Here is a 23,619-nt window from a genome sequence, read left to right on the forward strand (position 1 = left end):
TCAACGGGTCAAGGTGCGCGCTGGCCGGGCGCGGTGGTCGTCGCTTTTCCTGGCCAATGCGCACCGCATCCTGCAATCAGCGGATGGGGATGGCGATGGACGGCGCCGACAGGGGCGGCGGCACCTCGCTGCTTGCCTCCCAACACGCCGTTCTGCGGGCTGTGTTGAGGATGCCGCGATGAGCGGGCGCCCGACCGCTGGCGCGCACCTGCGGTCGGGTGGCTGCAGAGCGCGGTGCAGCTCGGCAGCAATCTGTCCTGGCAACACTTAGCCAATGCATCAGGAGACAGATACGCAAGCGGAGCCGCGCCACCTGCGGCCAAGTCGCTGCCAACCGCGCGGCGGCACATTGGGCGAGTCTTTACTCTGCGGCTGCGGCTGCGGCTGCGTCGGCCAGCGGCTGCATCAGTTGGTCCGTACCCTCACTGCGTCTTGGCCAGGGCGGCCTTGGCGCGGGTGCCGGCCGCGGCACCGACCCGTTTATCCAGCACCTGCGCAAGCGCATTGAGCTGCGCGCTGCTCACACCGATGTTCATGCTGATCTTCAGATGCGACTGCAATTGCGAATCCACTCCCTCCAGCGCTGCGAGCATGCTCACCGTTGCCAATTCGCGGCTCACCCAATCGAGGTTGTCGCGCGCAAAAATGTCGCCGAACAGGTGCGTCTTCAAGTACGCATCGATGGCTGGTGCGAAGTCGAACAGCGGTCCCGACACCGCAGTCCCCACCAATTGCGTCTGATTGGCGGTACCCAACGCAAGCAGTTCCGGCCCGGTCGGCACCGGGCCGGGCAGCGCGCCCTGCGCGTCGGTCACACCGCGCTGCTGTCGCGCCTGGACCACCTGCATCAACGCCGCAAGTGCATTGAGGCTGCGCGGGAAGCCGGCGTAGGCGTAGACCTGCACCAACACTTCCTTGCATTCGTTGATGGTCAGCCCTGCATCCAGACCTGCCTCCAACGCATTCTTCAAACGGTCGATATCGCCGGTTGCCGCAAACGCGGCAATCGGGGCGATGGCTTGCTGCTGGGGAGACAGGCTTTCTGAGATGGACATACCGATGGACTCCGGGGAACGTGCTGCTGCGGGGGAGGGGGCAACGACACAAACAGCGGCCGCGCCAAGGGCGCAGACCACTACACGAACGATCAATGGGCGCCAACGAGGCGCATTGATCGGTCTCTCAGATCCAGATCTAGGGATCGATACGGTGAAATCCAAGCGTTAACCTCCTGTTGCGCGGCAACCAACAACGTTACGCGCGGCTGCAAGGCGGTGTGGGCGGCGCACAGAGACCGGAATGTAAGAGCGGTACATGCCGATTCCGAGCACCCGCAGCCCCGGCGGGAAGTCGCGCAGTCGTGTTGTGGGTTGCCCTTGGTGAATCGATACCTGCAGGCCAGACGTATTGCGCGAACGCGACATGTACGCACCGTTACGGGCCTCGACAGGGCAGGGCGCCAGCATGCCGTATCCGCATGGCTGTTCCATCCGTGTACGCCGCATGCAGTTATGAGATGCACTCATCAGCGAGTGTCCGCACCACCTTGTTGCAATGAAGTCCCTGAAAGAGCGAGCGCCTGCCGCGGACAAACACTCGACGCATGCCAACACTCGCCGCATATGCCATGCCAATACCATGACGATGCAATGCGGTCTTTCGGTATCGCCCAGCGCAACAGCGCAACAGCCTGGCGCGTGCAACAGTGCGTTCGTGGCGTGTAGAGATGTGAGGCGCTGAATATCGCCTTTCTCATCACACGCCAGCTGGCAGCATCGGGGCACGTTTCGCCATCGCCCCAATGAGTTCGCCATGAATGCAGCAGCCGTTTCGCCCCGTCGCTGGGCCATCCACCCGTTCCATGCAGCCGTGCTTGGCGGTGTATGGCCCTTGTTCCTTGGCGCGCTATTGAGCGACTACGCCTACTGGAGCAGCTACCAGATTCAATGGAGCAACTTCGCGTCCTGGCTGTTGGTCGGCGCTATGGTGGTGACCACCATCGCGCTCGTGGCCGCCTTCGTCGCGCTGGTGCGCGGCAGCCGCAACTTCATCTATGTGATCGCATTGGTGGCAACCTGGATCGTGGGATTTTTCGACGCGCTGCATCACGCGCGCGATGCGTGGGCCATCATGCCGGCGGCATTGACGCTGTCGGCAATCGCCACCCTGTTCGCATTGGTCGCCACCTGGTCGGGGCTGTCGGGTCTGCGCGTGGGAGGTGCACGATGAGCCGCTACACGCGTGTACTTGCCGTCTCGGTTCTTGCTGCTGCACTGGCCGCCTGCGGCAAGGCACCCGAGCTCGATCAGCATGGCGCCACGCCAGAGCTGCCGTCCCCGGATCGCGGGGTGCTGCCCGACATGACAATCGCCGAACCAAGTGCATGGGGCGACCGCAAGCCGACCGTCCCGGCGGGCTATCGCATTACCGCCATTGCCACCGACCTCGGCATTCCCCGCCAGACGCTGGTGTTGCCGAACGGAGACATCCTGGTGGCCGAAGGACGCGGCGGTTCTGCGCCAAATCTCAAGCCCAAGGACATCATCGCCGGCCCGATCAAGGCCAAGGGCACGTCCAAGGCCAAGAGCGGCAATCGGCTGACGTTGTTGCGCGATGCCGACGGCGATGGCACCTATGAATTGAAGACGGTCTTTGCCGACAAGCTCAACGCGCCTTACGGGCTTGCGCTGATCGGCAATGCGCTCTACGTCGCCAACCAGGATGCGCTGGTACGTTTCGACTATCGCGACGGCCAGACCAAGGCCAGCGGCGCGCCGAGCAAACTGACCGATCTACCGTCGGTCATCAATCACCATTGGACCAAGGCGCTCACTGCCAGCGCAGATGGCCGTTATCTGTATGTGGCGATCGGCTCCAACAGCAACATCACCGAACGCGGCATGGCTGCAGAAGTCGATCGCGCGCAGGTCTGGCAAGTGGACGCGGCAACCGGCGCGCATAAGCCATATGCCACCGGTCTGCGTAATCCCACCGCACTGGCGATCCAGCCCGGCACCGGCGCGCTGTGGGCAGTCGTCAACGAGCGCGATGAAATCGGCCCGAACCTGGTGCCCGACTATCTGACTTCGGTACGCGAAGGCGGCTTCTATGGCTGGCCCTACAGCTATTGGGGCAAAAATGTGGACGCACGTGTGATGCCGCAGGACCCGCAGAAAGTGGCCTCTGCCATCGCACCCGACTACGCGCTGGGGTCGCATGTTGCCGCGCTGGGTGTGGCGTTCTCGTCTCCGGTGCTGGGCGCGAAGTTTGCCGACGGCGTGTTTGTCGGCGAACACGGCAGCTGGAACCGCGACCCGCCAGTGGGCTACAAGGTGGTGTTCGTGCCGTTCCGCGATGGGCGCCCGGCAGGTCAGCCGGTCGACTTCGTGTCCGGCTTCCATGGCGATGACGGCAAGACGCGCGGCCGCCCGGTGGGTGTCACCGTCGACCCGCGCGGTGCCTTGATCGTGGCCGACGACCTGGCCAACATCATCTGGCGCGTGACGCCAGAGGCCGCTGCAGCCGCCCCGGCAGCTGCGACTCCAGCCGCGCCACAGTAAGCAGCAACACGAGAGCCCGCCCGGTTGCATGATGCGCCGGGCGGGCTTTCTTTTGCCGTTCTGATCACACGAGACGGCTAGTCAGCCAGATGCTTGGCAGTGCGCCTGAGTAGCGCAGGGCGGGTGCACAGCAACGCAATGCATGCGGAAGACTGCGCGCTGTGACAGCGACGCGTTGCGACGGGTTGTGTGCATCTCAGTGCATCGTCTCCTTCAAAGATCGTCGTGCGCAACTTGCAAAAGATAGCCATCCCCTTCGCATTCGCATACAGTGCCGGCCCTGCGTCGGCACTGCCGCGCGGACGTCGGGCGTCAGGACAGCGCCGGGCAAGGCCATCCGGCCAAGAGCAGCCAACAAAATGACTGGGCAGCCGCCAGGCGGGCGTGACCGGTGCTCGGTGCGGCATGTACCACGCGTACACGCCGGTCTGAGCGCGCCGTCCACACCCGCCTGACGACTGCTCGCTACGTTTTGTTAGCCGTTTTAAGAATGCACACACGGGAAGAATGCAGGGACGACTTCTACCGATTGCCAAGGGACGTTGTTGTCGATGTTGTTTAGATGGTTGTTGGGTGTTGTGGGTGTCTTACTCGTTTTGCCTGCCGGCGCAGCAGAGCTTGTCGGTCGGGCCGCCGTCACCGATGGCGATACCATCACCGTGGCGCACAAGCGCATCCGGTTATGGGGGATCGACGCGCCGGAAAGCGCGCAGCAGTGCAATGATCCAGACGGCCGTGCGTGGCCCTGTGGCCGGCGCTCTGCAGCGGCGCTGGATGGTTATCTGATCGACAAGACCGTGCGGTGTCAGCAAAAGGATACCGACCGTTACGGACGCGTCGTTGCCGATTGTTTTGTTCAAGGGCAATCGGTCAACGGCTGGATGGTGCGCAACGGCTGGGCGGTAGCGTATCGCCAGTACGCAACTGCGTTCGTTGCCGATGAGCGCATCGCGCAGCAGCAAAAACGCAATCTCTGGCAGGGAACCTTCCAGCAGCCTGCCGAGTACCGGCGCAACAAACGCCATCACGTTGCATCACGCGCAGCAGCAACTGCACCGGCAGCCGTGCCGGGCAAGTGCGCCATCAAGGGCAATGTTTCGGGCAAGGGCAGCAAGATCTTCCACATGCCGGGTCAACGCGATTACGCGCGTACCAGCATCTCGACCGAGAAGGGCGAGCGCTATTTTTGCTCGGCGCAGGAGGCGCTGAATGCAGGTTGGCGGCGCGCCGCACGTTAAGCGGGGAGGGGACTCAGTCGGCCAGGCACGGGAGGCAAGCACATGCAGCACGCGCACTGGCCGCGTCTGCTTTGCGCTCTTACAGCCCTGCGCCTAAGGCGCCATGCCGCGCCGATCAAAACGCGTGGTTTGCTAGCATCGTTCGCTCCACGACAACGCAGCGACCCGATGCCGATGCTCCACATCCCCGAGCCCGATCTGTTCGTGCCTGGCCAAGGCGAGCCATCCCTGCGCTGGGGCGTGCTCGGTCCCGGCGGGATCGCATCCGCATTCGTGCGTGCGTTGCGCAGCAATACCCATCAACGCCCGGTGGCAGTTGCCTCGCGTAGCAGCGAGCGTGCGAACGCGTTTGCGAAGACCTGGGCGATCGACCGTGCGTACGACAGCTATCAGGCGTTGGTCGATGACCCGAACGTCGACATCGTCTACATCGCCACGCCGCATAGCGAGCATCTGCAGCATGGGCTGCTGGCGCTACGCGCCGGTAAACATGTGCTTATCGAAAAGCCCATCACCACCTGCGCCGACGATGCGCACCTGCTCGTGCAGGAAGCGCGTGCACGCGGCCTGTTTTTGATGGAAGCGATGTGGAGCCGCTATCTGCCGCAGACCTCGGTGATCCGCAAACTGCTTGCTGATGGTGCGCTGGGCGATGTGCGCCAGGTGTTTGCCGACCTGAGCCAGCGTGGACCCAGCGACCCTGCACATCGGCAACGCAGTCCCGAACTTGGCGGTGGTGCGCTGCTGGATCTGGGCGTCTACGCCGTGCAGTTTTCCTCGATGATCCTCTCTGCGCCCACCGCAATCACCGCCGTCGGTGAGCTCACCGACACCGGCGTCGATGCCTTTTCCACCATCGTGCTGTCGCATCGCGCGCATGCGCAGTCCACCTTGATCAGCTCCATCGTCGCGCGCAGCAGTTCGATGGCCTACGTCACCGGGACAGACGGCCGCATCGACCTGGTCGGCGATTTCCACAATTTAACCACGCTGCGGATTGGCAATAACGCTGACGCCAGCACGCCGGTCGAATGGACCGACCCGACCGGCATCAAGGGCTATGAAGGGCTGTCATGGCAGGCAAACGCCGCCGCACGCTATATCGGGGAAGGCCGCAGCGAGTCGCCGCTGCATCCGCTCGACGAAGTGGTGCAGATCATGACAACGCTGGACGTGGCGCGCGCACAGCTGCACGCAGCTGCTGCAACGGCTGACGCTGATACCGCTTGACGCGCCTCACCGTTGTCAGGGGAGCCGCTACATCACGGATCGCAAGCACCTCACGCCCGCGCCGCACCAACACATCCGCACCGCGTTAGTCGCACTGCTTGCACGCCCAGCAACCACAGCCGGCGCGGCGGCATCGATCAATCGCCCTCGCGTCGCACCCGTGTACGGTAGGCAGACACATTGTCGCCATCGATCTGCGTTTGGCGCGTGCCGATGATGGTATCGACCTTGACGTCGGTACCGGTCACCGGCTGTGCATCGACCTTGGTTTCGCGCTCGAACGCATGCGATTGATCGGTGTTGCGGTAGTACCGATACAGCATCCAGTACAGCGCCGAGCCACCGGCCGGGCCCGCCAACAGCAGAAAAAGAACGCCATCATCGCTCATCAAACACCTGCCAGAAAAAACAGAACCGCCGCTTCGATCGCGGTGCCGGCAGTCAGCGCAGCCAGCAACAGTTTCCACTGCTGGACCGGCACGCTGCCCATGGTTTCGCCGGTTCGGCCATTGACTGCGATGTAGTGCAGCATGCCGCCGTCGCGACCGGGCTGATGGTACGAATACAACCACACCGGCAGATACATCGACACCCAGCGCGTGCCGTGCACGTCCAACCGCTCCGACTCCCAGCGCACCCCGCGACCATAGCGCCTGACCGACGGTTCGACCTGCGCCCGTGCGATCGACAGCAGCTGGTCTTCCAGCCGGGGGCGTAGCTGCGCGATGTCGCGGTCGCGCTTTTCCGAGCTGAAACCGGCCAGATACGACGCATTCCAGCGCACGGCGTTCTTGGTATCGAACGGCAGGATCGCGTTGATGATGTTGTTGGTGTTGACCCGACTATCCAGATTGCCGCGCGCCGCGGACGACTCCAGCGGCAGATCGTCCACTGTGAATTCGATCTGCCGACGCACCTGATATACGTCGGCGTCGTAATAGGTCTGTTTGTTCTTTTCGGTGCCGCGGGTGTACTGCCGTAGCTTGATCTCGCCCATTCCCGACACGCTGGCGCTCACATTGCCGTCGACGATCATGTAAGGCAGATACACACCCACTACGTTCTCGGGCGTGAACTGCTGCTTGAACGCCTTCAACGCAAACAACCGGCGCTTGCCCACGAACTGACGGATGCGCGCTACCGCATCCTGCTTGTCGATATGGAAGGGCAGCACCGCGTCGGGAACCGCGCCGTTGGCCACCTGTTCGTTGACGCCGAACACATGCCGGCACCAATGGCAGCGCGCCGTCATGGTGCTTTGCGTGTTGATGGTGACCTCAGCCCCGCAACCGGCGCACTTGAAGCTCATCAGGCTGGCCGCATCCGCAGCGATGTCTTGCGCACCGGAGGCGACGACCGTGCCATGCAACGCGTCGAGGCCTTTCCCGAAGCCGAATGCCTCTTCGACCCGTACCCCTGGCCACTCGGCGCGGCAGTACTGACAGACCAGCAGGTCGGTGCCGAGCTTGGGGCGGATATCGCTGGAGCCGCAGGCCGGGCAGCGGTTGAGGCCATCCTTGAGCTCGGCAGCGGCGGTGTCGATCGCCAATGGATCGGGAGCCAGCACTTCCTCGCGGATCGGGCCGGGCAGAGTGGCAGGGTCGAGCGACAGGCTACCCGGCAACGGCGGCACGTCCTGGGGTGAGCCTGGACCGGTAGGCGGTGCCGCACCCAATGGCGGCAGTGGAGGCGGCAGTGGAGGCGGCTGCAGTGGCGGCAGCGGCGGCGGAAAGCGGGGATCGGACATGACGGCGAGCGCGCTTACAGACCCAACGCCCTGGCCTTTGCGGCGTCGTAATCGGCCTGCGTGATCAGGCCCAGATCCAGCATGTCCTTGGCCTTTTTCAACTTGGCTACCGGATCGTCCGCCGCAGGCGTTGCTGCTGCGACAGGCTGCTGCAACGCACCCACACCGCCTGCCAAGCCCGTGGCCATGCCCACGCCCACCAGACCTGCCGCTCCGCCGTGTTCGCCTGCCGATTGCAGACCCTGCGCAACGCTGGCCTGCAAGTTGGAGTTACCGCGCGCCCCGGCCAGCGCATCGGCGCGCTGCACGGTCTTGAGCAATTCGCGCGTGTTGGCGTCGTACTCGATCGACACGATGGTGGTCTTGACGATTGCCAGGCCACGATCGGATTTCCACTGATACGCCTGCTCCACTGCATCGGACAGGCTGCGCGCAAACCCCAGCGAATCCTGCTGCAGTTTGGTGATGCGATTGCCCTTGGCCGGGTCGTTCGTATACAGACTGAAAGCGGGCGCGAGCGAGCCGACCACTTCGTTGAACAGCTGACTGGCCGCGGCGTTATCCAGATCGGTGAAGTCGAAGATCGCGCCCGGTTGCAGATAGCGCGCCGGCACAAAATTCTTCACGAACAGGATGGGGTCGACGATCTTCAAGGTGTACGCGCCGCGCGTGATCGCGCCCACCTGCGTGCCCAGAAAGCCGTCGTCCCAATAGATTTCCGACTGTGTGCCAAAGCGGTTATCCGGCAATTCCTTCAGCGAGACAAAAAACGCTGCCTGCTGAGATCCGGGCTGACCCCCGTACTTGAAGCGCTCCCAACTCTGCCGGATCAACGGCGCCACCAGCCCGTCGCCCGCAAACAGCGATTGCGCATTGACATCGTCCGAGCGCCATTCGTAACCGCCGGGTTCGGCGACAAACCCGGTAATGGCGCCATCCTGCAACAGCAGCAATCCATAGCCTTCGGGCACCACGATCTTCGAGCCGTTGCTGATGATGTTGGACGACGCGCTGGTGTTGGCGCCACGCCCGGCGTTGCTGCCGTGCGAAACCGCAGCGAACAGCGCTGCCGTCGCCGGTAGATCCGCCGGCACGGTGTAGAAATCCTTCCACTGGTCGGCCAACACGCCGCTGACCGCACCCGCCACTGCCTGGATCAGACCCATGACAACATCCTGTAATTGGTAGACCCGCAGCGTACCCGTCTTGCGCACGCAACTCTATGCCGTGCGTCGGGTGCGGGGCGCCGCCGATGGCGCCTGCAGAGCGGTCGGACCCTGCATCGAAGACAGCGGGTTGCACCGCACGACTGTCTGACATGCAAAACCCCGCATCCGCGGGGCTTTGCATTCGTGCATGGCGGCGTAGGGCAGTGCGCTACGCCAGCGCGGTCATCACGGCAGATCGCACTTGATCTTGCCGTCCACGTAATAGGGTTTGGGGACGTCGGGATTGGTGCTGGTCTTTTCGAACACCACTTCGAACGAGGCCATGTCTACCTTGCCCTGTCGCGACGTGCAGGCGTCCTGAAGTTTCTTCTTCACCGCGGCAATCCCGGCTTCGCGGTTGGCGCCATCGGCGCTATTGGTCAGGTTGGCCACTTCGGCCCAGGCCTGGGTGCTCAGGCCGAGCAGGCATCCGACGAGCAGCATGCTGTGCAGCTTCTTCATACGATCTCCTTTGCAATGTCCATTGTGCAATGTCCCTGGATGCGCGGCAGATGGGTTGCAGCGCGCCGACAGCATAGGCGTGCCACGTTAAGAACCCGTGCGCGGCCACCTGCGCCAATGGCGCGCTGTGTCATGCGCGCTGTAGGTCGTGCAGGCTCCACGTCCTGGCATTACCGGACAAGTGCCAGCGTTGCCCATGCAATTACGCCGTAGCGCGTGACCTTGGCGATCGTCACCAATGGCAGGAAGACGCGCAACGGTTCGCGCATGACCCCGGCCGCCAGCGTCAGTGGGTCGCCAATGATCGGCATCCAACTCAGCAGCAGCGACCATTTGCCATATCTGCCATACCAGGCCTGCGCACGCGCCAAGGCGTTTGGGGTTACAGGAAACCAGCGCCGCCCCTGGAGACGCAGCACCTCGCGCCCGATCCACCAATTGATCAGCGAGCCCAGCACGTTGCCGACGCTCGCAGCCGCCACAAGCCCCACCACCGAACCGCCATCCAGCAACAACGCAACCAATGCCGCCTCCGACTGCGCGGGAAGCAGCGTAGCGGCAATCAACGACAGTGAGAACAGCGAGAGATAGGTCAAGGGCAGCCTATGGGTTGGTCGTTACGTTCTGAATTTCAGCGCGAGATGGAGACCTTTGACTCACACATGCGCTGGTGCGCGAGCGGCGGCGACATCCGCAAAACCTCACCTCATAAATTCAGTGTGCAGCGATCAATCCGTCGCCATGCAGTGGAGGTCGCGATGCGTGTACCGCTCAATTGTGCAGCGCCCAGCATGCGTTACAGCAGGGCCAGCTGCCCCACCGCATTGCGCACGCTCTTCTTGGTCATACGCACCACCGAACGATGGATCGTCATGCCTTCGATCAAGGCATCGATCGCACTGGCGGCGGGTTTGGAAAAATGCAGTTCCAGCGCCGCGCGGCTGCGTGCCATCCACTGCTCCATGATCGCGGTCATTTCCGGATGGCGCCGGGCAAACGCGTACAGCTCGTAGCTCAGCAGCAGGATACGCGGCGAGGCGGTGCTGTCGGCAAAGATGATGTTCACCACAGCATCGCAGGCTTGGTCGCGGTTCTTCGCAGCGCGGATCTCGGTGGCGAAGTTCTTGGAGACCTCCTGCGAGAAGCGGGTGAATGCCGCGATCAGCAGCTCATGCATGGAGCCGAAGTAGTAGGTGGTCGCGCTCAACGGCACCTGTGCGTGTTCGGCAACCTTGCGGAAGGTTGTCCCCGCCACGCCATGCTCGACGACCACCTGCAAGGTGGCCTGCTCAATGTGTTCTTTTCGATGTGGATCTTGCCGCCAGGTCCTGCCGCTCATCTGTCTTTATGCACGTATCGACCAGGTCGATGGTAATCCAGAGTTGACTTGCCAATTGGTACGGATGTACAAATTGACGCTGCTGGCTTTACGCTGCCCGCAGAAAGGCACCGGAGAGCATTGCTTTTTCGTCACGAGGACTAGGTATGACGGGTTCGGAAAAACACCAGGTCGATGTGGGCCGCAGGGCGACGCTGGGCGGTTTGGCCGCTGGCGGCGTGGTCATCGCAACCGGTGCAGGCGCAGCTCCATCCAGCCATTGGCAGCAAGGCAAATGGCTCAATGCGCCCAAATCGCACCGCATCCTGAGCGGCGATGTGCTGGAGGTCGTCACCGACAAGGGCACTGACTTCTGGCGCGAAACCCATTACGGGTTCACCCGCGATAGCGGGCACTTTCTTGGCATCGCGGCGCCGGTAGCGTTTACCTGCCAGCTGCGCGTCCGCGCAACGTTCGAGCAGCTCTACGACCAGGCTGGCCTCATGATCCGCGTCAACGAGCGGCAGTGGGTCAAGGCGGGCATCGAGCTCAGCGACGGTCGCGCGATGCTCAGCAGCGTGCTGACCGATGGCAAATCGGATTGGGCCACAGGGCCGTACGAAGCTGACCCGTCCGACTTCTGGATCCGCGCCACCGTCGACAAGGGCGTGCTGCGTCTGCAAGTCTCGAAGGACGGCACGTATTGGCCGCTGGTGCGGCTGTGCCCATTCCCGGTGGCCAGCACCTATCTGGTTGGTCCGATGACCTGCACGCCAGAGCGCGAAGGCTTGAAGGTGCATTTCTCCGACTGGAAGCTCGGCCCGGTGCTCGGCAAGGATCTGCACGATCTGTCCTGAGGGTTTAGCGCAGCCCACAAAACTGCTGCGTTTACCGCCAGGCGGACGTGGCCGGTGTTCGGTGCTTGGTGCTTGGTGCGGCACATGCCATGGGTGCACTCCGATTCTGAGTGCGCCGTCTAAACCGACCTGACGACTGTTCGCTCTGCTTTCCTGGATTGGCTAACAAAACGACTGCGTTCACCGCCAAGTGCGGGTGACCAGTGCTCGGAGCAGCATGTGCCACGTGTACATCCCGGTTCTGAGCGTGCCGTCCGCATCCATCTGACGACTGATCGCTGCGTTTTGTTAGCCGCTCTTAGTGGCTCTTGATGCCGTCTATCGCCTGGCAGCCGGTGTCTTCGCAGTTGGATGATTGATGACGTCTCATGCTTCACACCGTGCGCAACACCATGCAACCCGCGCCGCGTTCTTTATTCCCGGATTCGCCGTGTCGCTCTGGGCACCGCTGGTTCCGTTCGCCAAGAATCAGTCGGCATTGGACGAAGCAAGGCTTGGACTGGTGCTGCTGTGCCTTGGCGCCGGGTCGCTGATGGCAATGCCCATCGCGGGTCTGTGGGCATCGCGCGCAGGCTGTAGGCGCATCATGCTGGTCACCGTCGCCCTGATGTGCGCTGCATTGCCGTTTTTGAGCGCAATGCAGTCGGCGGCAGCATTGGGCGCAATGTTGTTTCTGTTCGGCGCCGGCGTTGGTGCGATGGACTGCACGATGAACATGCAGGCGGTCGCTGTCGAACGCGAGAGCGGCAAAGTGATGATATCGGGCTTCCACGCCTTCTACAGCATCGGCGGCTTTGCCGGCGCCTTGCTGATGACGGTACTGCTCAGCGTCGGCATCGCACCGACAATCGCATCGACAATCGGCGTACTCACCATCCTGATCGTCGCCGCGCTCACCGCCCCGTCTTGGAGAGCGGAGCAGGACACCCAGCCAGGCCCGCTGCTTGCCTGGCCGCGGGGCAGTGTGTTGTTGATCGGCATCCTGGCCTTTGTCGTGTTTCTCGCCGAGGGCACCATCCTGGATTGGAGCGCCGTCTTCCTGACGCAGGTTCGCAATGTCGATGCCACCAAGGCCGGCGCAGGCTATGTGATCTTTGCATTGGCCATGACCGCCACGCGGCTGTTTGGCGACGCACTTGTGGAACGCGTGGGCCGCGTCCGATCCATCATGGTCGGTGGACTGGGCGCATGCGCAGGCTTCCTGATTGCCGTGTTGACGCCGTGGTGGCAGGTCTCGCTACTGGGCTATGCGCTAATCGGGTTGGGATGCGCCAACATTGCACCGGCGTTGTTTTCGATGGCCGGACAACGGCGCGCCATGCCCGAGGGCATGGCGATCACCGCAATGACGACACTCGGCTACGCCGGCGTCCTGGCCGGCCCCGCCTTGATCGGCTTCGCCGCCCACGGCTGGGGACTGACCGCCGCGCTGATGCTCGTGGCTGCCGCCATGTGTGCGGTTGCCATCTCTGCCCGCTGGTTGCGATTGGGTAATGCTGAGTAGGGAGAGAGCTAGGGCTAGGCCAGAGTCTTGATCATCAGCATCCCCAGGGTCAGGGCAGCGATCAGCATCAATCGACGGGCTTGCATGTGGCGGTCTCCGGTTCTTGGGACATGTTGACCTCGATACGGATTTCAATGGCCGTCGCCCCTCGAGGCGGCGGCCCTCGCTCAGCCGCGCCGCACCGCCAGGCCCGTCTGCGCAACCAGCAGATCGATCCCCAACACCGCGCCGCCCAGTAGTGCGGGCCAACCAGCGTTGCCTAGTCACGTCAGGTACGTTCCCACAGTGGCCGCTCAGGTGGAAGCCGGCATTGGTGCGAAGGTGGAGCATCCGCTCCGCGTGAGTAAACGTAGATTCGGTCATCAGCGCTTATACGTGTGCTTTCCATGCACTGATGAGTGCTCGCAGCATTCGGCTAGACGCGATAATCCCTCGACCACACATGCGGCCGACACGCTGCAAGGTCTGCCGCACAAGGTGCGGTGCTATCAGCATGCAGGCATTAACTGGTCAGGAGCGCTTTGCGCTCATGCACTGATGCGTCGATCAACGCAACGGCGCTTCGGTCGCATTGACGTCTACGTTCGCAATGAATGCTCAGCAATCAGCAAGTTCATCACAGCCGCTGGCCTTCCAGCGCCAGCTACCACATGAACTTCATCTCACAGCCAAGGTAATTGCTGTCGTGACCGCCGGCGGTACGCACGGTGTCGCCGGCCTGGTAATGCACGGCTTCGATGGCGGTCTGCAGGTGTGTGTTGAGCTTCCAGTCACCGCGCAGCTGCAGATAGCGGCCGGTCCAGTGACTGCCGGTGCCGGCAGTGCCGGCCAGCGGAATGTCCGGCTGCACATACACGGCGTCGGCGGTGCTTTGCCGCCATAACAGGCCGAGCGAGGCGGTAACGCTCAGCTGCGCGGTGGGCCGCAGGGTGAGCATCGGTTTGATCTGCAGCAAGTTGCTATAGCCGGTGTAGCCGGCCAGGTTGATGTATGCGCCGTTCGGGAACAGCGGGTTGAAGGTTTCAAGCTGTCCATCGTCCGGATGCCGGTCGCCGGAGGCGGTATCGACCTGCAGCCCCAGGCGCGGCGTCAACGCGGTGTCCTGCCAGGTGTAGCCGGCCTTGAGGCCGAGCGCCCAGGCACGCGCACGGCTGTTGCCGACCTTTCCGCGTTGCCCCATCGCCTCAAGATCCCAGTCCAATGCAGTGTGCACACCTGCGAAGCGGGCATCGACAATATCGCGGCGCTCGTTGCCGGCCGCATCCAGAAAGCTGGCGTCATCCTGCCGATAGCGTGCGTAATACAGCGACAGTTCGTCGCTGCCCAGGACGTGGCGTTCGACGCGCACCGTATCAAGGCGCAGATGTCGATTGGAGAAGTCATCGAAGCTGCGCACATCGGCGTACTGGACCGGCTGGCTGACAAACGCAATCCAGCGCCATGGGCCGGTTTCGTAGTTGACCCACACCGCATCGAAAGATTGGCGCACGTTCGGGCCATCACGCAGCGAGACGAATCGCTGCAGGTCGAAGGCAAACTCCTGCCGGCCCACGCGCAGTTTTATATCGCCATCGGCCAGTGGCGCGGTGTAGGCCACGAACGCCATGCGCAGGTCGGCACGATTGGCATCGGCCGGGCCGATGCGGCGTTTATCCACTGCGCGTACGTCTTCCAGTTGGGTAAAGAGCTGCAAGTGCTCGCCAACCCGCACGTCCAGATGCGCCTGCAGGCGATGCAACAGATAGCTGTCGCTCTCGCGGCCGATACCCAGCGCAGGCGTGTGATTGCTTTCGAAGCGTTCGCGCAGGTTGATGCCGAACGATGCGTAGCCCGCGTCGCCAAGCGGGATATATTTCAGGCGATCGAACGGGTGCGTGCGCAGCGCGGGATCAGCAAGCGGCGACCAGTCTTCCTGCCAACGGTTGGACTTGATGGCAGGGCGTACCGGTGTGGCGGCGGTTGCATCGACCGAAGACTGCGCCCATGCATCGGCGCATGGGCACAGGACCAACATCAGGGGCAGCGTGAGGCGTAACGACATGTGCGATCAGGAATAGAGTTCGGCGTGCAGCTCGGCGACATAGCCACCGGGGAACTCCACCATCGCCGACTGTCGACCCGACGCGGCCACCGCAGGCACCAACACTTTTGCGCCGGACGCGGTGGCGCGCGCGAGCGTTGCCGCAAGGTCGTCCACTGCGTATCCGGTGAGCTCGTGGCCGTACGGATAGGGCAGGTGGCCGTCAGTCACCAACACCTGCAGCGCACCGAAGCCGGAGCTGATGACGATGCTGCGGTAAGTGACGCCAGGTCGGCCGATCAGCGTTGCGTCCGCACGGCGGTCATCGTGCAGCACCTTGCCATGAGAAAACTTCAGCCAGGCTTTAACGAACGCGTCGGCGCGGTCTGGCGAGACGTAGACGCGGTTCTCCGGAATCGTCGCCAGCGGTGCGTAATGCGGTGCGGTGTCGTGCCAGTACAGCTGCATGCTGACGCCGCCCGGCCAGGCGATCACCGCATCCATACCGATAGGATCCTTGAACGGCGCAACCAGCACCTCCGCTCCGGCAGCGCGTGCGGCAGTGATTGCCTGTTGCATGTCGGTCACCAGATAGCCGGTGCGTTCGCTGCCGAACGGGTGGGGCACCGGCGTACGAAATCCGAACAACGACACGGTGCCTGCCGGCGTCTGCACCAGTTGCGAACTGGTACTGCTTGGCGTTGGCGTGACCGTGGCGATCACCTGGCGCGTGCTTTGTCCGCTGAAGGTCGCGGCGAAACTGCGCGCAAACGCATCCACATCGGCAGGTGCTACATAAACGTGCGTAGTGTCGTACTGCGGGCCGACCGACACCGGCGCTGCAGCATCGGCAAGGACCGGAAGGACCGCGCTCAGCATCAGCGCGGCGGACAGGCTCAGGGAAAGTAGCGGACGCATGGAAGTTCCTTTGGGGAAAGAGGGCAGCGATGGCATCTCCTGCCATGGGCTGTCGATGCCTTTGCGGTAGGAGTTGGATGCACTTGAAGCGTTCTTGCGCGCCGGTTTGACTAGGACGCCTCCCGCATCGCGCTGTGTTTGTTGCCAAGTTGTTTGATCACGCGCGCGACCTGCTTTGCAGCTCTGCGCATCGCCACAGAGAACAACCGACTGATCGATGCGCCGTTTTTGCTGGATTCTCGCCGGCGACGTACTCGGCCTTACGCATGTGAGATGCACCATCAGATCGCATGGACGAGCGCGCTCACGCATCGCCTTCGTCGGTTCGCGCAGGTGGCGATGATGGCGCAGCCGGCGGCACACGTTTGCCTTCTGGCAGATGCCCGAACATATGTGGCTTGACCTGATGCCCGATCCACGAGGCCTCGGTCTGGCTGCGCGTTGTCAGCTGGCGCACAAGTGGTGGCAGTTGCTCGCCGACCAGGATGCCAAGCAAACCGACCAACGCAATGACCGGCGGCGCTGGCGAGCGCACATTGAGCAGGCTGTAGATCACACCAACCAGTAGACCGGCGCCAAGCGAGAGCAGATAGGGCTTCATCGTGCGACTGCCTGTGGTGACGCACGGTCCGCGCAGGTCGGTAGTGCATGGCATCTACGCGCCACCGCCAGCCAACGTGCCTGGCCGCACGGCAAGGGGAGTGCACTGCCGGCGAGCGCGTGGCGCTGGCCCGACACATCAGACATCGTCATGGACGCGATCTCTCTGGAGGGGGAATCGCTGGGTCATGGCGTCGAGGGACGTCAGCGATGTGGTCCATGCTGGACGCCTCGGACCGAATCCAGAACACCGCGTCGGGGCAGGGTCCGATGACTCGTTCGGGGGATGCGTGCACACGGCGCACGGCGCGCCTCCGCCATGCGTTCTGTACAGCAGGCGGGATCAGGCGACATCAACCAGCACGGCAGGTCTACATCGACGCATGGCAGGAAATGACGCAACAGCGGCATTGTTGCTGCGAGCGAGTGGGCAAAGAATGCACGCACACCACCCACCTACGGCAGCACCAGGGCACCTGGCATCTTCCCTGGATTGGTTCGGCACGCCACATTGGCTGCATGCGTCTTGCTGGCCGGATGTGCAGCGCCGCCATCGAAGGCGACGCCACTTGCAGCAGCGACATCGAGTGCCACATCCACCGAGGAGGCGTTGATCCCCGTCTATCGCGCTCGCTTCAATCGCGCGCGTGCGGTGATTGTGGTGGTGGGGGAGAACACAGGCGTGGAGATCAGCGACTTCCTGGTGCCTTTCGCGATCCGCTGCTGGCGTTCCTGATCTAACGCGGACTGCTCGCAGGATTAGGCGCTGCAGATCAATGAGTCGTGATCCACGCGGCCAATCACAAGTCACTCGGCGATTTGGCGCAAGCCAGTCATGTTGTCACCGGTCGGCTGCAGTTCGTTGAGACAGTCGTCCAGCGACAGTAGGGTGTGCGTGCGGAAGGCAACGATCGCCGCCTCATGCTCACTGGAAAAAACGATGGAGCGCGGCTGCCTCGGACCGTTGGGCAACTCCGCAACCGCGGTCCGCTTCTTCCACTTCGCCACGGTCTTTTGATTGATTCCGTAGCGCTTGGAGAGCGCTCTCAGCCTTGCTTGACGATGTTGTTTCGCTCGACGCATTGCCTCTGCCGTGGTGGCGCTTCAGGGCAGAACCTGGCCCATCGTGCTTGCTTCCAGTCGTGGGGAAAGAGTGCACCCTCAATGTCTGAGACCAAACACCTAGTCACTCGCCGGAGGATCAAACCGCAATCCGCCGCGGCTTTGCAGCGCGATGTTTTCGACCTCGACATGGCTCTTTTCCACCAGCATGTCGCCGGTCAGGCGCAGGTAGTCCTTGAAGTGCGGTGTCTGGCGATGCGAGGCATAGGCTGCGGCGTTGGCGTAGATCTCGAAGAAGAACCATTGATCCGGCCGCCCCTTGCGGGTCGCAGCATACATCGCCAGCACGCCGGGCTCGACCTGCATGGATTTGCGCATCTCCTTCGTAACGATGCGATGGAATTGGGCGAGGTCTTCGCGCCTCACCGTCACCTCGACGATGCGCGCTTCCGGCGCCCTGCCGCGCTGCAGGATCGATAGCGCAGCCGGCTGCTCCGCGAGGAACACTGGATCGGTCTCGACCAGGCGCTTGTCTGTGACCAGCGACCGCGTCGATTCGAGGAAGCGCCGATAATGGGCAGTCTCGATGTGGCGCCGATAGGCTGCCTCGTCGGCATATAGTTCGAGCACGTAAGCCAGGCCGGGTTTGCTCAGGCTGGCGACCGCATGCATCGCCAGCACACCGGGCTCGTCGCGGAGCTAGGCTTGCATGTTGTCCCGGCCCGCAGCATCGAACACTTGCGCCCGCGCAGGATCGGTCTGCAATTCGAAGAGACGCACCACCGGCTGCGCGGCGGCAATCGGGGCGACCAGCATCGTTGCCATGGTCAATAGAATTCTCCAGCAGTTCACGTCAGTCCACCTTGGTTCGACGGGCGCTTACAGATTGAAATGTTCATGGTGCGCCCCGTCGACGGTGGTACTGATTGTCGTTCGGGCCGTCCTGTATTCCCGTGCCGTCGCGGTGGGCGTTGCCGGGGCGGCGCGCGTCTGGCCAGTGCGTGATGCCAGACGCGCACCGGACCACGTCGCCTGCCGACGTCCGCATCATTCCGGTGTGTGGTCCATGCCTGCGGTCATCACCAGGCGTAGGCCGTTGAGGCGGGTTTGCCTGGCGCAACGTACGCCGACGAGGCGGTAGCGTCGTGTTCGACATGACCGACTCACAGCCCCAGCAATCGCGCCGCGTTGCCGTGGGCGATGAGCGCCTTTTCCGCATCGCTGACGGGCAGGTGGTCGATAAAGGCGCGCGCGCCATCGAGACTCTGGTAGGGGTAGTCAATGGAATACAGGATGCGTTGCGCGCCCATCAGGGCGTACACGAACTGGAAATGCGGCAGGGTGAGCATGCCGCTGGGGGAGACGTACACGTGTTCGCGATAGGTCTGCACGATAGAACGTTCCAGACCCGAGGCTTCCTGCGGAATGGAATCCTCCAGCCGCTGCAGGAAGAACGGCACCATCTCGCCCCAGTGGCCACTGATGACCTGCAGGTTGCGATGGCGGTCGAATACCCCGGCCAGCAGCATGCGCACGACCTGGATGCCGGCTTCGTTGTGCCAGCCCCAGGCGAACATGGACAAGCGTGCGCTCAGCTCGGGATCCAAGCCGCCGTAGTAGGGCGCCTGCACCGCAGGCAGCGGTAAGCCGGGATGGACGTAGAGCGGCACCTTCAGCGCGTCCAACGCAGCGAGGATCGGCGCGTAGCGCGTATCGTCCAGAAATGTATCGCCAGGGCGGCCGTTGATCAGCGCGCCCTTGAGGCCCAGTTCCTTCACTGCACGCTCCAGCTCGCGCGCAGCGGCGTCTGGCGCCTGCCAGGGCAGGGTGGCGAAACCGGCATAGCGGGTGGGGTGGGCCTGCACCGCCTCCGCCAGCCTGTCGTTGGCTGCACAATTGAGCGCGATGGCGTCGGCCGACGGTAACAGTTGCGGGAATCCGCCGAAGGACAGCACCTGCATGTCGATGCCCGCCGCATCCATGTCGGCCAGGCGCGACGCGCCCATCTCCAGCGCCTTGTGCGCGGAGTCGGCAGGCGCGATCACATGCGGGCGACTGCGATCGGTCACCTGCCGGCCATCGATCACGCGGCGGCCCCAGTCGGCGAGGTAGGGCGCCTCGGCGCGTACGCGCGCCTGCGCGGCCTGTCCGATCGCCGGATCGAGCACGTGTTCTTCGACGCAGATCAGTTTCATGATGCTCCCGTTGAAAGAGGGATCGGACGCAGGCAGCCATGGTCATCGGCAGCAACGCGAGCAGTCCGCGCCGAGCGTGAAAGCCTGCCGCCATATCCGCATGCGATCAGGCCAGCAGCGCGTCCCGCAGTGCGACGCCCAGGCTCGCCGCAGACTGCGGGTTCTGGCCAGTGATGAGCCGGCCGTCGACGATCACGTTGTCGGCCCAGTTGGATGCGTTCTGGTGATGCGCACCACGTGCGTTGAGCGTGGACGCCAGCAGAAAGGGCACGACGTGCGTCGATTGCACTTCCTCTTCCTCATCGTCCGTGAAGGCGGCGACCTGCTTGCCGGCGATCAGCAGGCTGCCGTCGGCGCGTGTCGCGTTCACCAGGGCCGCCGGGCCGTGGCACACCGCCGAGACGATTCCGCCCGCCGCATCGATCTCGCGGATCGCGTTCTGCGCAGCGGCGCTGTCGGGGAAGTCCCACATCGTGCCGTGGCCGCCGGCGAAGAAGATCGCCGAGTAGCGCGCGGGATTCACCTCGTCCAGGCGCACCGTGTTGGCGATCGCATGGCGGAATTCCGCATCGGCCCAGTAGTGCGCGATGACTGGATCGTGCAGGTCTTCCATCCCGTCCAGCGGTGCGTCGCCGCCCTGGATCGAGGCAAATTCCACCTTGATGCCAGCCTTGTGCAGTTTTTCCAGCGGATGGGTGACTTCGGCAAGGTTGTAGCCGGTGGGAATGCCTGTGTCGCCCTTCACCGCGCAGCTGGTGACGACGAAGAGGACTGGCAGGAGGTCTGAGGCGTGCTTGGGCATGGTCTTGGAATTCCTGTGTTCGAGCGAGCTCTGGTCTATGGTCAAGCGACTGCATCGAGTCCGAGGTGCTTGTCGAAAAATGCGCGAGCGTCGCAACCGTCGGATCGATGTCGTGCGGCAGCTCGGACAGTGCGATGTGGGTGGTGCCTGCGATCACCAACAGCGACCTGGCTCCTTGGTGAGCGCATCGGCCTGGCCGCTGTAGCCCTTCCTTGATAACGGTCTGCTGCCGGCAACCAGCAGTGGCGGCGACGTCAGCGGCTCCGGCAAGGTGTTGAAGATCGAGACCGCCGGCAGGGCGAATGCCGACCAGCACCGGAAAATTGCTGTCCTCGCTGGAATTGCCGGGCAGTTGCAGGCGGGCGACGATCTGCACGGCCCGGTTCTGAAAGCGGGACGGCTGGACCATCGGTCTTCATCAGGACTCAGGCGTTGCCGGATGCGAAGAGCATTTCCCAGTTCGTAAACGGGCCGAGCGGGATCACCTCCCAGCCGATCAGTCCGGCCTTGGCCAGCGGAAACGCGCTCAGTACTTTTTGCGCCGTTTCGACCGAGTCGGCTTCGGCAATGATCGCAACGCCAGGGCGATCCTGGCGGAAATAAATGTCGCGGACGAAGCCGCTTTTGTAGTCCTGCCAGCAATGGCGGGCTTCGTCCAGCATGTGCGGCTGGTACTTCTCCAGGCTGGCGCCGGGCTGAGGCGTGTCGAGGCAGAGGAATTTCATGGCAGGTCCTTGTGGAAAATCGATGGAAGTAAGTCAGGCGGGTTCAACGCGGGCGGATGCAGGTCCGACGGAACCAAGCCGGCGCACGGTCTCGGCCACGCGCTGTCCAAGGTAGGCGGCCGTTTCCAGATCGCTTGCGATGGGGGTGTCGTCCGGGCCCTGGTCGCCGTTGGATTGCGCCATGGCGCCCAGCCAGCTTCCGAGTCTGTTGAGGTCGTGCACGCTGCCTCGGCTGCTGTCATTGCCGGGTTTCAGGTCCAACCCCACCCACACCATGCCGTGCTGCGCGGCGAACAGCGCCATCTGGATCAGCGAATGCAGCTTGTCGCCGTTTTGCGCACCGGAATTGGTGAAGCCGGCGGCGATCTTGTCGCGCCACTTCATCGCGTTCCAGGCGACCGCGGTGGAGTCCTCGCAGAACTGTTTGAAGCGAGCGCTGGGCGCGCCGTTGTAGGTAGGCGCACCGAAAACGATGGCATCGCTGGCTGCGAGGGCCGGCCAGGGAATCGGTCCGTCGGAGATCGCGATCAACCGCGCTTCGGTTCCAGACACGCGGCGAATGCCTTCGGCAACGGCTTCGGCCTGCCTGCGTGTATGGCCGTAGCCGCTGTCGTAGACGACGCAGATGCTCGGCGGAGGAGTGCTTATCGATGACATGCCGGCATCATGCGCGGCGCATCTCTAAACCAGAAGTCGTCAATTGGTTGATCGTCTATCAACCTGCAGTTGATAATCTTCTTTCCGGCATGCCGCCACCCATCTGAGCACAGCATGGATTCGCCACACCGCGTCCGCGCCATTCTTTCCTTCGTGCACGCAGCCGACGGCGGCAGCTTCGCGGCGGCCGGGCGCACGCTTGGCGTGACCTCCGCTGCGGTCAGCAAGAACGTCGCCACTCTGGAAAAGGTGCTGGGCGTGCGCCTGATGAACCGCACGACGCGCACGCTCAAGCTCACCGACGAGGGCGTCGCGTTCCTGCGGCGGGCACGGCTGGCGCTGGAAGCATTGGACGCGGCCGTCGATGCCGTTGCCATACAGCGCGAGCAGCTCAGTGGGCGTGTCCACATCACCACCAGCGTTTCGTTCGGACAGGAACATCTGATGCCAGTGCTGCCGGGCCTGCTGTCGCGGCATCCCGGCTTGTCGGTGGAGGTGGACTTCGACGACCGCGTCGTCGATTTCGTGCGCGGCGGTTACGACCTGGCCCTACGCGGGGGAAACATCCGCGATTCCGCGCTGGTATCGCGCCCGGTCTGTCGCCTGAACACCGTCCTCGTCGCTTCGCCCGATTATTTGGCGCGCCACGGCGTACCGCGCGATCCCAGCGAGTTGCGCCAGCACAGGCTGATCGCGCGGCGCTTCCTGGGCGGTGCGGTGGCGACATGGAGTTTCCGCGCGACAGACGGCGGTATCGTCACCCTCGATCCGTCCGACACCGCGCTGCTGACGTTGTCGGCACCAGCAAGCCTGGTCGCGGCCGCATGCGACGGCATCGGCATTGCACAGGTTGGTGTGCATCTCGCATGGGAGGAACTGGTCTCGGGCAGATTGAAGATTGTCCTGCACCGCCAGTACCACCCCGGCAGCTACGAAATGGTCATCCAGTATCCCCACCGCGCCCTGATCGCTCCGCGTGTGCGGGTCACGGTGGACTACCTGCTGGAGGCGTTTTCCGCAGATAAGACCTTGCACGTGCCATTGAAGATGCTGGATGCCTATGCGGTAAGTGCGACTTGACGCATGGTGCTGTCGAAGCGTGCCACTGGTGCTGAAGGCGCCAATGAAATGCTATGGACTCAACTCCAGGAATTTCTGGATGCGGCGCATGCCGAGCGAGACACTTTGAACCAACACATGCGCGCCACTGAAGACCGGGCATATGCGGAGATCATTTCGTGCGCTTCAGGAGTCCAATGCACTTGAGGCACAACTGGCCAAATTGAACGATCCGCCGGCAGCACTTGAGGCGGCGTGGCATCAACATCGCGGACGGAGTCAGCCCAAGCACCCCAAACACGCGCGCGCTACGAGATGGTGCGGCAAAGCGGCTGCTACCTGATGCCAAGCAAGCGACCGTGTCGCAATGAATGGCGAGTACAGCAGCAAGGCCTTACTGAGGATCGTGCCCCTTAGAACTTGTTCAAAGTCTTCTAAGCATCAACGCGCGCAAAGC

Annotated in this window: 24 protein-coding genes, 2 other RNA genes and 2 pseudogenes; 10 read left to right on the plus strand and 18 right to left on the minus strand. The window is 63.2% G+C overall.

The annotated features are described in order from the left end of the window. Positions 1-422 precede the first annotated feature (422 nt). Positions 423-1,055 (minus strand): carboxymuconolactone decarboxylase family protein, encoded by a 633-nt coding sequence (locus ABQU90_RS17415; protein ID WP_323522948.1) that lies wholly within the window; start codon positions 1,053-1,055, stop codon positions 423-425. Between the two features lie 757 nt (positions 1,056-1,812). On the opposite strand from ABQU90_RS17415, the gene ABQU90_RS17420 reads away from it, so the two are divergent. The 5 genes from ABQU90_RS17420 to ABQU90_RS17440 all read left to right on the plus strand — a co-directional run bounded on the left by ABQU90_RS17420 (position 1,813) and on the right by ABQU90_RS17440 (position 6,028). After that, positions 1,813-2,229, plus strand: a complete 417-nt coding sequence (locus ABQU90_RS17420; protein WP_115512972.1) for a hypothetical protein — start codon at positions 1,813-1,815, stop codon at positions 2,227-2,229. Further along, positions 2,226-3,560 carry a PQQ-dependent sugar dehydrogenase gene (locus tag ABQU90_RS17425; RefSeq protein WP_323522946.1) on the plus strand — a complete coding sequence of 445 codons (1,335 nt, stop codon included), beginning with the start codon at positions 2,226-2,228 and terminating at the stop codon, positions 3,558-3,560. Before ABQU90_RS17420 ends, ABQU90_RS17425 begins: the two co-directional genes overlap by 4 nt. 405 nt (positions 3,561-3,965) lie before the next feature. Continuing rightward, a non-coding RNA gene (locus ABQU90_RS17430) (sX9 sRNA) lies at positions 3,966-4,041 on the plus strand. Between the two features lie 70 nt (positions 4,042-4,111). Further along, positions 4,112-4,798: a thermonuclease family protein gene (locus tag ABQU90_RS17435; RefSeq protein ID WP_323522945.1), complete on the plus strand. Its 687-nt coding sequence runs from the start codon at positions 4,112-4,114 to the stop codon at positions 4,796-4,798. Positions 4,799-4,966: 168 nt separating this feature from the next. Beyond that, positions 4,967-6,028 carry a Gfo/Idh/MocA family protein gene (locus ABQU90_RS17440; protein ID WP_323522944.1) on the plus strand — a complete coding sequence of 354 codons (1,062 nt, stop codon included), beginning with the start codon at positions 4,967-4,969 and terminating at the stop codon, positions 6,026-6,028. Between the two features lie 137 nt (positions 6,029-6,165). On the opposite strand, the gene ABQU90_RS17445 is transcribed toward ABQU90_RS17440, so the two are convergent. The 6 genes from ABQU90_RS17445 to ABQU90_RS17470 form a co-directional block, all read right to left on the minus strand. Continuing rightward, positions 6,166-6,417, minus strand: a complete 252-nt coding sequence (locus tag ABQU90_RS17445; protein ID WP_115527782.1) for a hypothetical protein — start codon at positions 6,415-6,417, stop codon at positions 6,166-6,168. Next, entirely contained in the window at positions 6,417-7,775 is a 1,359-nt protein-coding gene (locus tag ABQU90_RS17450; protein ID WP_323522943.1) for a TFIIB-type zinc ribbon-containing protein, read from the minus strand. Before ABQU90_RS17450 ends, ABQU90_RS17445 begins: the two co-directional genes overlap by 1 nt. Positions 7,776-7,789: 14 nt before the next feature. Further along, complete coding sequence (locus ABQU90_RS17455) at positions 7,790-8,941, minus strand: SPFH domain-containing protein (protein ID WP_323522942.1); 1,152 nt, start codon at positions 8,939-8,941, stop codon at positions 7,790-7,792. Positions 8,942-9,169: 228 nt separating this feature from the next. Then, complete coding sequence (locus ABQU90_RS17460) at positions 9,170-9,445, minus strand: hypothetical protein (protein ID WP_323522941.1); 276 nt, start codon at positions 9,443-9,445, stop codon at positions 9,170-9,172. Positions 9,446-9,615: 170 nt separating this feature from the next. After that, entirely contained in the window at positions 9,616-10,041 is a 426-nt protein-coding gene (locus ABQU90_RS17465) for a YqaA family protein (protein WP_323522940.1), read from the minus strand. Between the two features lie 200 nt (positions 10,042-10,241). After that, positions 10,242-10,784, minus strand: a complete 543-nt coding sequence (locus tag ABQU90_RS17470) for a TetR/AcrR family transcriptional regulator (RefSeq protein WP_323522939.1) — start codon at positions 10,782-10,784, stop codon at positions 10,242-10,244. A 146-nt stretch (positions 10,785-10,930) separates the two neighbouring features. Between ABQU90_RS17470 and ABQU90_RS17475 the strand changes: the two genes are divergently transcribed. The 3 genes from ABQU90_RS17475 to ABQU90_RS17485 all read left to right on the plus strand — a co-directional run bounded on the left by ABQU90_RS17475 (position 10,931) and on the right by ABQU90_RS17485 (position 13,124). After that, on the plus strand, positions 10,931-11,620 hold the full coding sequence (locus tag ABQU90_RS17475; protein ID WP_323522938.1) for a DUF1349 domain-containing protein: 690 nt from the start codon (positions 10,931-10,933) through the stop codon (positions 11,618-11,620). 217 nt (positions 11,621-11,837) lie between these two features. Then, positions 11,838-11,914, plus strand: a non-coding RNA gene (locus ABQU90_RS17480) — sX9 sRNA. A gap of 64 nt (positions 11,915-11,978) precedes the next feature. Further along, entirely contained in the window at positions 11,979-13,124 is a 1,146-nt protein-coding gene (locus tag ABQU90_RS17485; RefSeq protein ID WP_323522937.1) for an MFS transporter, read from the plus strand. 643 nt (positions 13,125-13,767) lie between these two features. Here the strand turns inward: ABQU90_RS17485 and ABQU90_RS17490 are convergent. From ABQU90_RS17490 to ABQU90_RS17500, 3 genes are all read right to left on the minus strand, one after another. Then, positions 13,768-15,165 carry an alginate export family protein gene (locus ABQU90_RS17490; RefSeq protein WP_323522936.1) on the minus strand — a complete coding sequence of 466 codons (1,398 nt, stop codon included), beginning with the start codon at positions 15,163-15,165 and terminating at the stop codon, positions 13,768-13,770. A 6-nt stretch (positions 15,166-15,171) separates the two neighbouring features. Then, entirely contained in the window at positions 15,172-16,062 is an 891-nt protein-coding gene (locus tag ABQU90_RS17495) for a glyoxalase (protein ID WP_323522935.1), read from the minus strand. Positions 16,063-16,366: 304 nt separating this feature from the next. Next, entirely contained in the window at positions 16,367-16,663 is a 297-nt protein-coding gene (locus ABQU90_RS17500; RefSeq protein WP_323522934.1) for a XapX domain-containing protein, read from the minus strand. 609 nt (positions 16,664-17,272) lie between these two features. On the opposite strand from ABQU90_RS17500, the gene ABQU90_RS17505 reads away from it, so the two are divergent. Beyond that, positions 17,273-17,398 carry a hypothetical protein gene (locus ABQU90_RS17505; protein ID WP_349780885.1) on the plus strand — a complete coding sequence of 42 codons (126 nt, stop codon included), beginning with the start codon at positions 17,273-17,275 and terminating at the stop codon, positions 17,396-17,398. Between the two features lie 110 nt (positions 17,399-17,508). Here ABQU90_RS17505 and ABQU90_RS17510 read toward each other — a convergent pair. The 8 genes and pseudogenes from ABQU90_RS17510 to ABQU90_RS17545 form a co-directional block, all read right to left on the minus strand. Continuing rightward, a pseudogene (locus tag ABQU90_RS17510) lies at positions 17,509-17,745 on the minus strand (IS481 family transposase); the annotation flags it as partial. 99 nt (positions 17,746-17,844) lie between these two features. Further along, positions 17,845-18,231 (minus strand): putative quinol monooxygenase, encoded by a 387-nt coding sequence (locus tag ABQU90_RS17515; protein ID WP_503064416.1) that lies wholly within the window; start codon positions 18,229-18,231, stop codon positions 17,845-17,847. A gap of 60 nt (positions 18,232-18,291) precedes the next feature. Beyond that, a pseudogene (locus tag ABQU90_RS17520) lies at positions 18,292-18,408 on the minus strand (antibiotic biosynthesis monooxygenase); the annotation flags it as partial. A 15-nt stretch (positions 18,409-18,423) separates the two neighbouring features. Then, positions 18,424-18,549 (minus strand): hypothetical protein, encoded by a 126-nt coding sequence (locus ABQU90_RS17525; protein ID WP_323522933.1) that lies wholly within the window; start codon positions 18,547-18,549, stop codon positions 18,424-18,426. A gap of 338 nt (positions 18,550-18,887) precedes the next feature. Then, positions 18,888-19,919, minus strand: coding sequence for an amidohydrolase family protein (locus ABQU90_RS17530; protein WP_323522932.1), 1,032 nt, complete (start codon positions 19,917-19,919; stop codon positions 18,888-18,890). A 106-nt stretch (positions 19,920-20,025) separates the two neighbouring features. Beyond that, a complete protein-coding gene (locus ABQU90_RS17535; protein ID WP_323522931.1) occupies positions 20,026-20,721 on the minus strand; it encodes a type 1 glutamine amidotransferase domain-containing protein in 696 nt (231 codons plus the stop codon). Positions 20,722-21,146: 425 nt separating this feature from the next. Continuing rightward, entirely contained in the window at positions 21,147-21,446 is a 300-nt protein-coding gene (locus tag ABQU90_RS17540; protein ID WP_323522929.1) for a YciI family protein, read from the minus strand. Positions 21,447-21,479: 33 nt separating this feature from the next. Beyond that, on the minus strand, positions 21,480-22,103 hold the full coding sequence (locus ABQU90_RS17545) for a flavodoxin family protein (protein ID WP_323522928.1): 624 nt from the start codon (positions 22,101-22,103) through the stop codon (positions 21,480-21,482). A gap of 114 nt (positions 22,104-22,217) precedes the next feature. Here ABQU90_RS17545 and ABQU90_RS17550 point away from each other — a divergent pair, with 114 nt between their 5' ends. Then, positions 22,218-23,183, plus strand: coding sequence for a LysR family transcriptional regulator (locus ABQU90_RS17550; protein WP_323522926.1), 966 nt, complete (start codon positions 22,218-22,220; stop codon positions 23,181-23,183). Positions 23,184-23,619 lie beyond the last annotated feature (436 nt).

The sequence above is a fragment of the Xanthomonas sp. WHRI 10207 genome (assembly GCF_040202975.1).
Classification (GTDB): Bacteria; Pseudomonadota; Gammaproteobacteria; order Xanthomonadales; family Xanthomonadaceae; genus Xanthomonas.

Excerpts from the sequence above, each read along its gene's own strand:
- ABQU90_RS17415 (WP_323522948.1), bottom strand. The coding sequence starts at position 1,055 with ATGTCCATCTCAGAAAGCCTGTCTCCCCAGCAGCAAGCCATCGCCCCG.
- ABQU90_RS17420 (WP_115512972.1), top strand. The coding sequence starts at position 1,813 with ATGAATGCAGCAGCCGTTTCGCCCCGTCGCTGGGCCATCCACCCGTTC.
- ABQU90_RS17425 (WP_323522946.1), top strand. The coding sequence starts at position 2,226 with ATGAGCCGCTACACGCGTGTACTTGCCGTCTCGGTTCTTGCTGCTGCA.
- ABQU90_RS17435 (WP_323522945.1), top strand. The coding sequence starts at position 4,112 with ATGTTGTTTAGATGGTTGTTGGGTGTTGTGGGTGTCTTACTCGTTTTG.
- ABQU90_RS17440 (WP_323522944.1), top strand. The coding sequence starts at position 4,967 with ATGCCGATGCTCCACATCCCCGAGCCCGATCTGTTCGTGCCTGGCCAA.
- ABQU90_RS17445 (WP_115527782.1), bottom strand. The coding sequence starts at position 6,417 with ATGAGCGATGATGGCGTTCTTTTTCTGCTGTTGGCGGGCCCGGCCGGT.
- ABQU90_RS17450 (WP_323522943.1), bottom strand. The coding sequence starts at position 7,775 with ATGTCCGATCCCCGCTTTCCGCCGCCGCTGCCGCCACTGCAGCCGCCT.
- ABQU90_RS17455 (WP_323522942.1), bottom strand. The coding sequence starts at position 8,941 with ATGGGTCTGATCCAGGCAGTGGCGGGTGCGGTCAGCGGCGTGTTGGCC.
- ABQU90_RS17460 (WP_323522941.1), bottom strand. The coding sequence starts at position 9,445 with ATGAAGAAGCTGCACAGCATGCTGCTCGTCGGATGCCTGCTCGGCCTG.
- ABQU90_RS17470 (WP_323522939.1), bottom strand. The coding sequence starts at position 10,784 with ATGAGCGGCAGGACCTGGCGGCAAGATCCACATCGAAAAGAACACATT.
- ABQU90_RS17475 (WP_323522938.1), top strand. The coding sequence starts at position 10,931 with ATGACGGGTTCGGAAAAACACCAGGTCGATGTGGGCCGCAGGGCGACG.
- ABQU90_RS17485 (WP_323522937.1), top strand. The coding sequence starts at position 11,979 with ATGACGTCTCATGCTTCACACCGTGCGCAACACCATGCAACCCGCGCC.
- ABQU90_RS17490 (WP_323522936.1), bottom strand. The coding sequence starts at position 15,165 with ATGTCGTTACGCCTCACGCTGCCCCTGATGTTGGTCCTGTGCCCATGC.
- ABQU90_RS17495 (WP_323522935.1), bottom strand. The coding sequence starts at position 16,062 with ATGCGTCCGCTACTTTCCCTGAGCCTGTCCGCCGCGCTGATGCTGAGC.
- ABQU90_RS17500 (WP_323522934.1), bottom strand. The coding sequence starts at position 16,663 with ATGAAGCCCTATCTGCTCTCGCTTGGCGCCGGTCTACTGGTTGGTGTG.
- ABQU90_RS17525 (WP_323522933.1), bottom strand. The coding sequence starts at position 18,549 with ATGGCAACGATGCTGGTCGCCCCGATTGCCGCCGCGCAGCCGGTGGTG.
- ABQU90_RS17530 (WP_323522932.1), bottom strand. The coding sequence starts at position 19,919 with ATGAAACTGATCTGCGTCGAAGAACACGTGCTCGATCCGGCGATCGGA.
- ABQU90_RS17535 (WP_323522931.1), bottom strand. The coding sequence starts at position 20,721 with ATGCCCAAGCACGCCTCAGACCTCCTGCCAGTCCTCTTCGTCGTCACC.
- ABQU90_RS17540 (WP_323522929.1), bottom strand. The coding sequence starts at position 21,446 with ATGAAATTCCTCTGCCTCGACACGCCTCAGCCCGGCGCCAGCCTGGAG.
- ABQU90_RS17545 (WP_323522928.1), bottom strand. The coding sequence starts at position 22,103 with ATGTCATCGATAAGCACTCCTCCGCCGAGCATCTGCGTCGTCTACGAC.
- ABQU90_RS17550 (WP_323522926.1), top strand. The coding sequence starts at position 22,218 with ATGGATTCGCCACACCGCGTCCGCGCCATTCTTTCCTTCGTGCACGCA.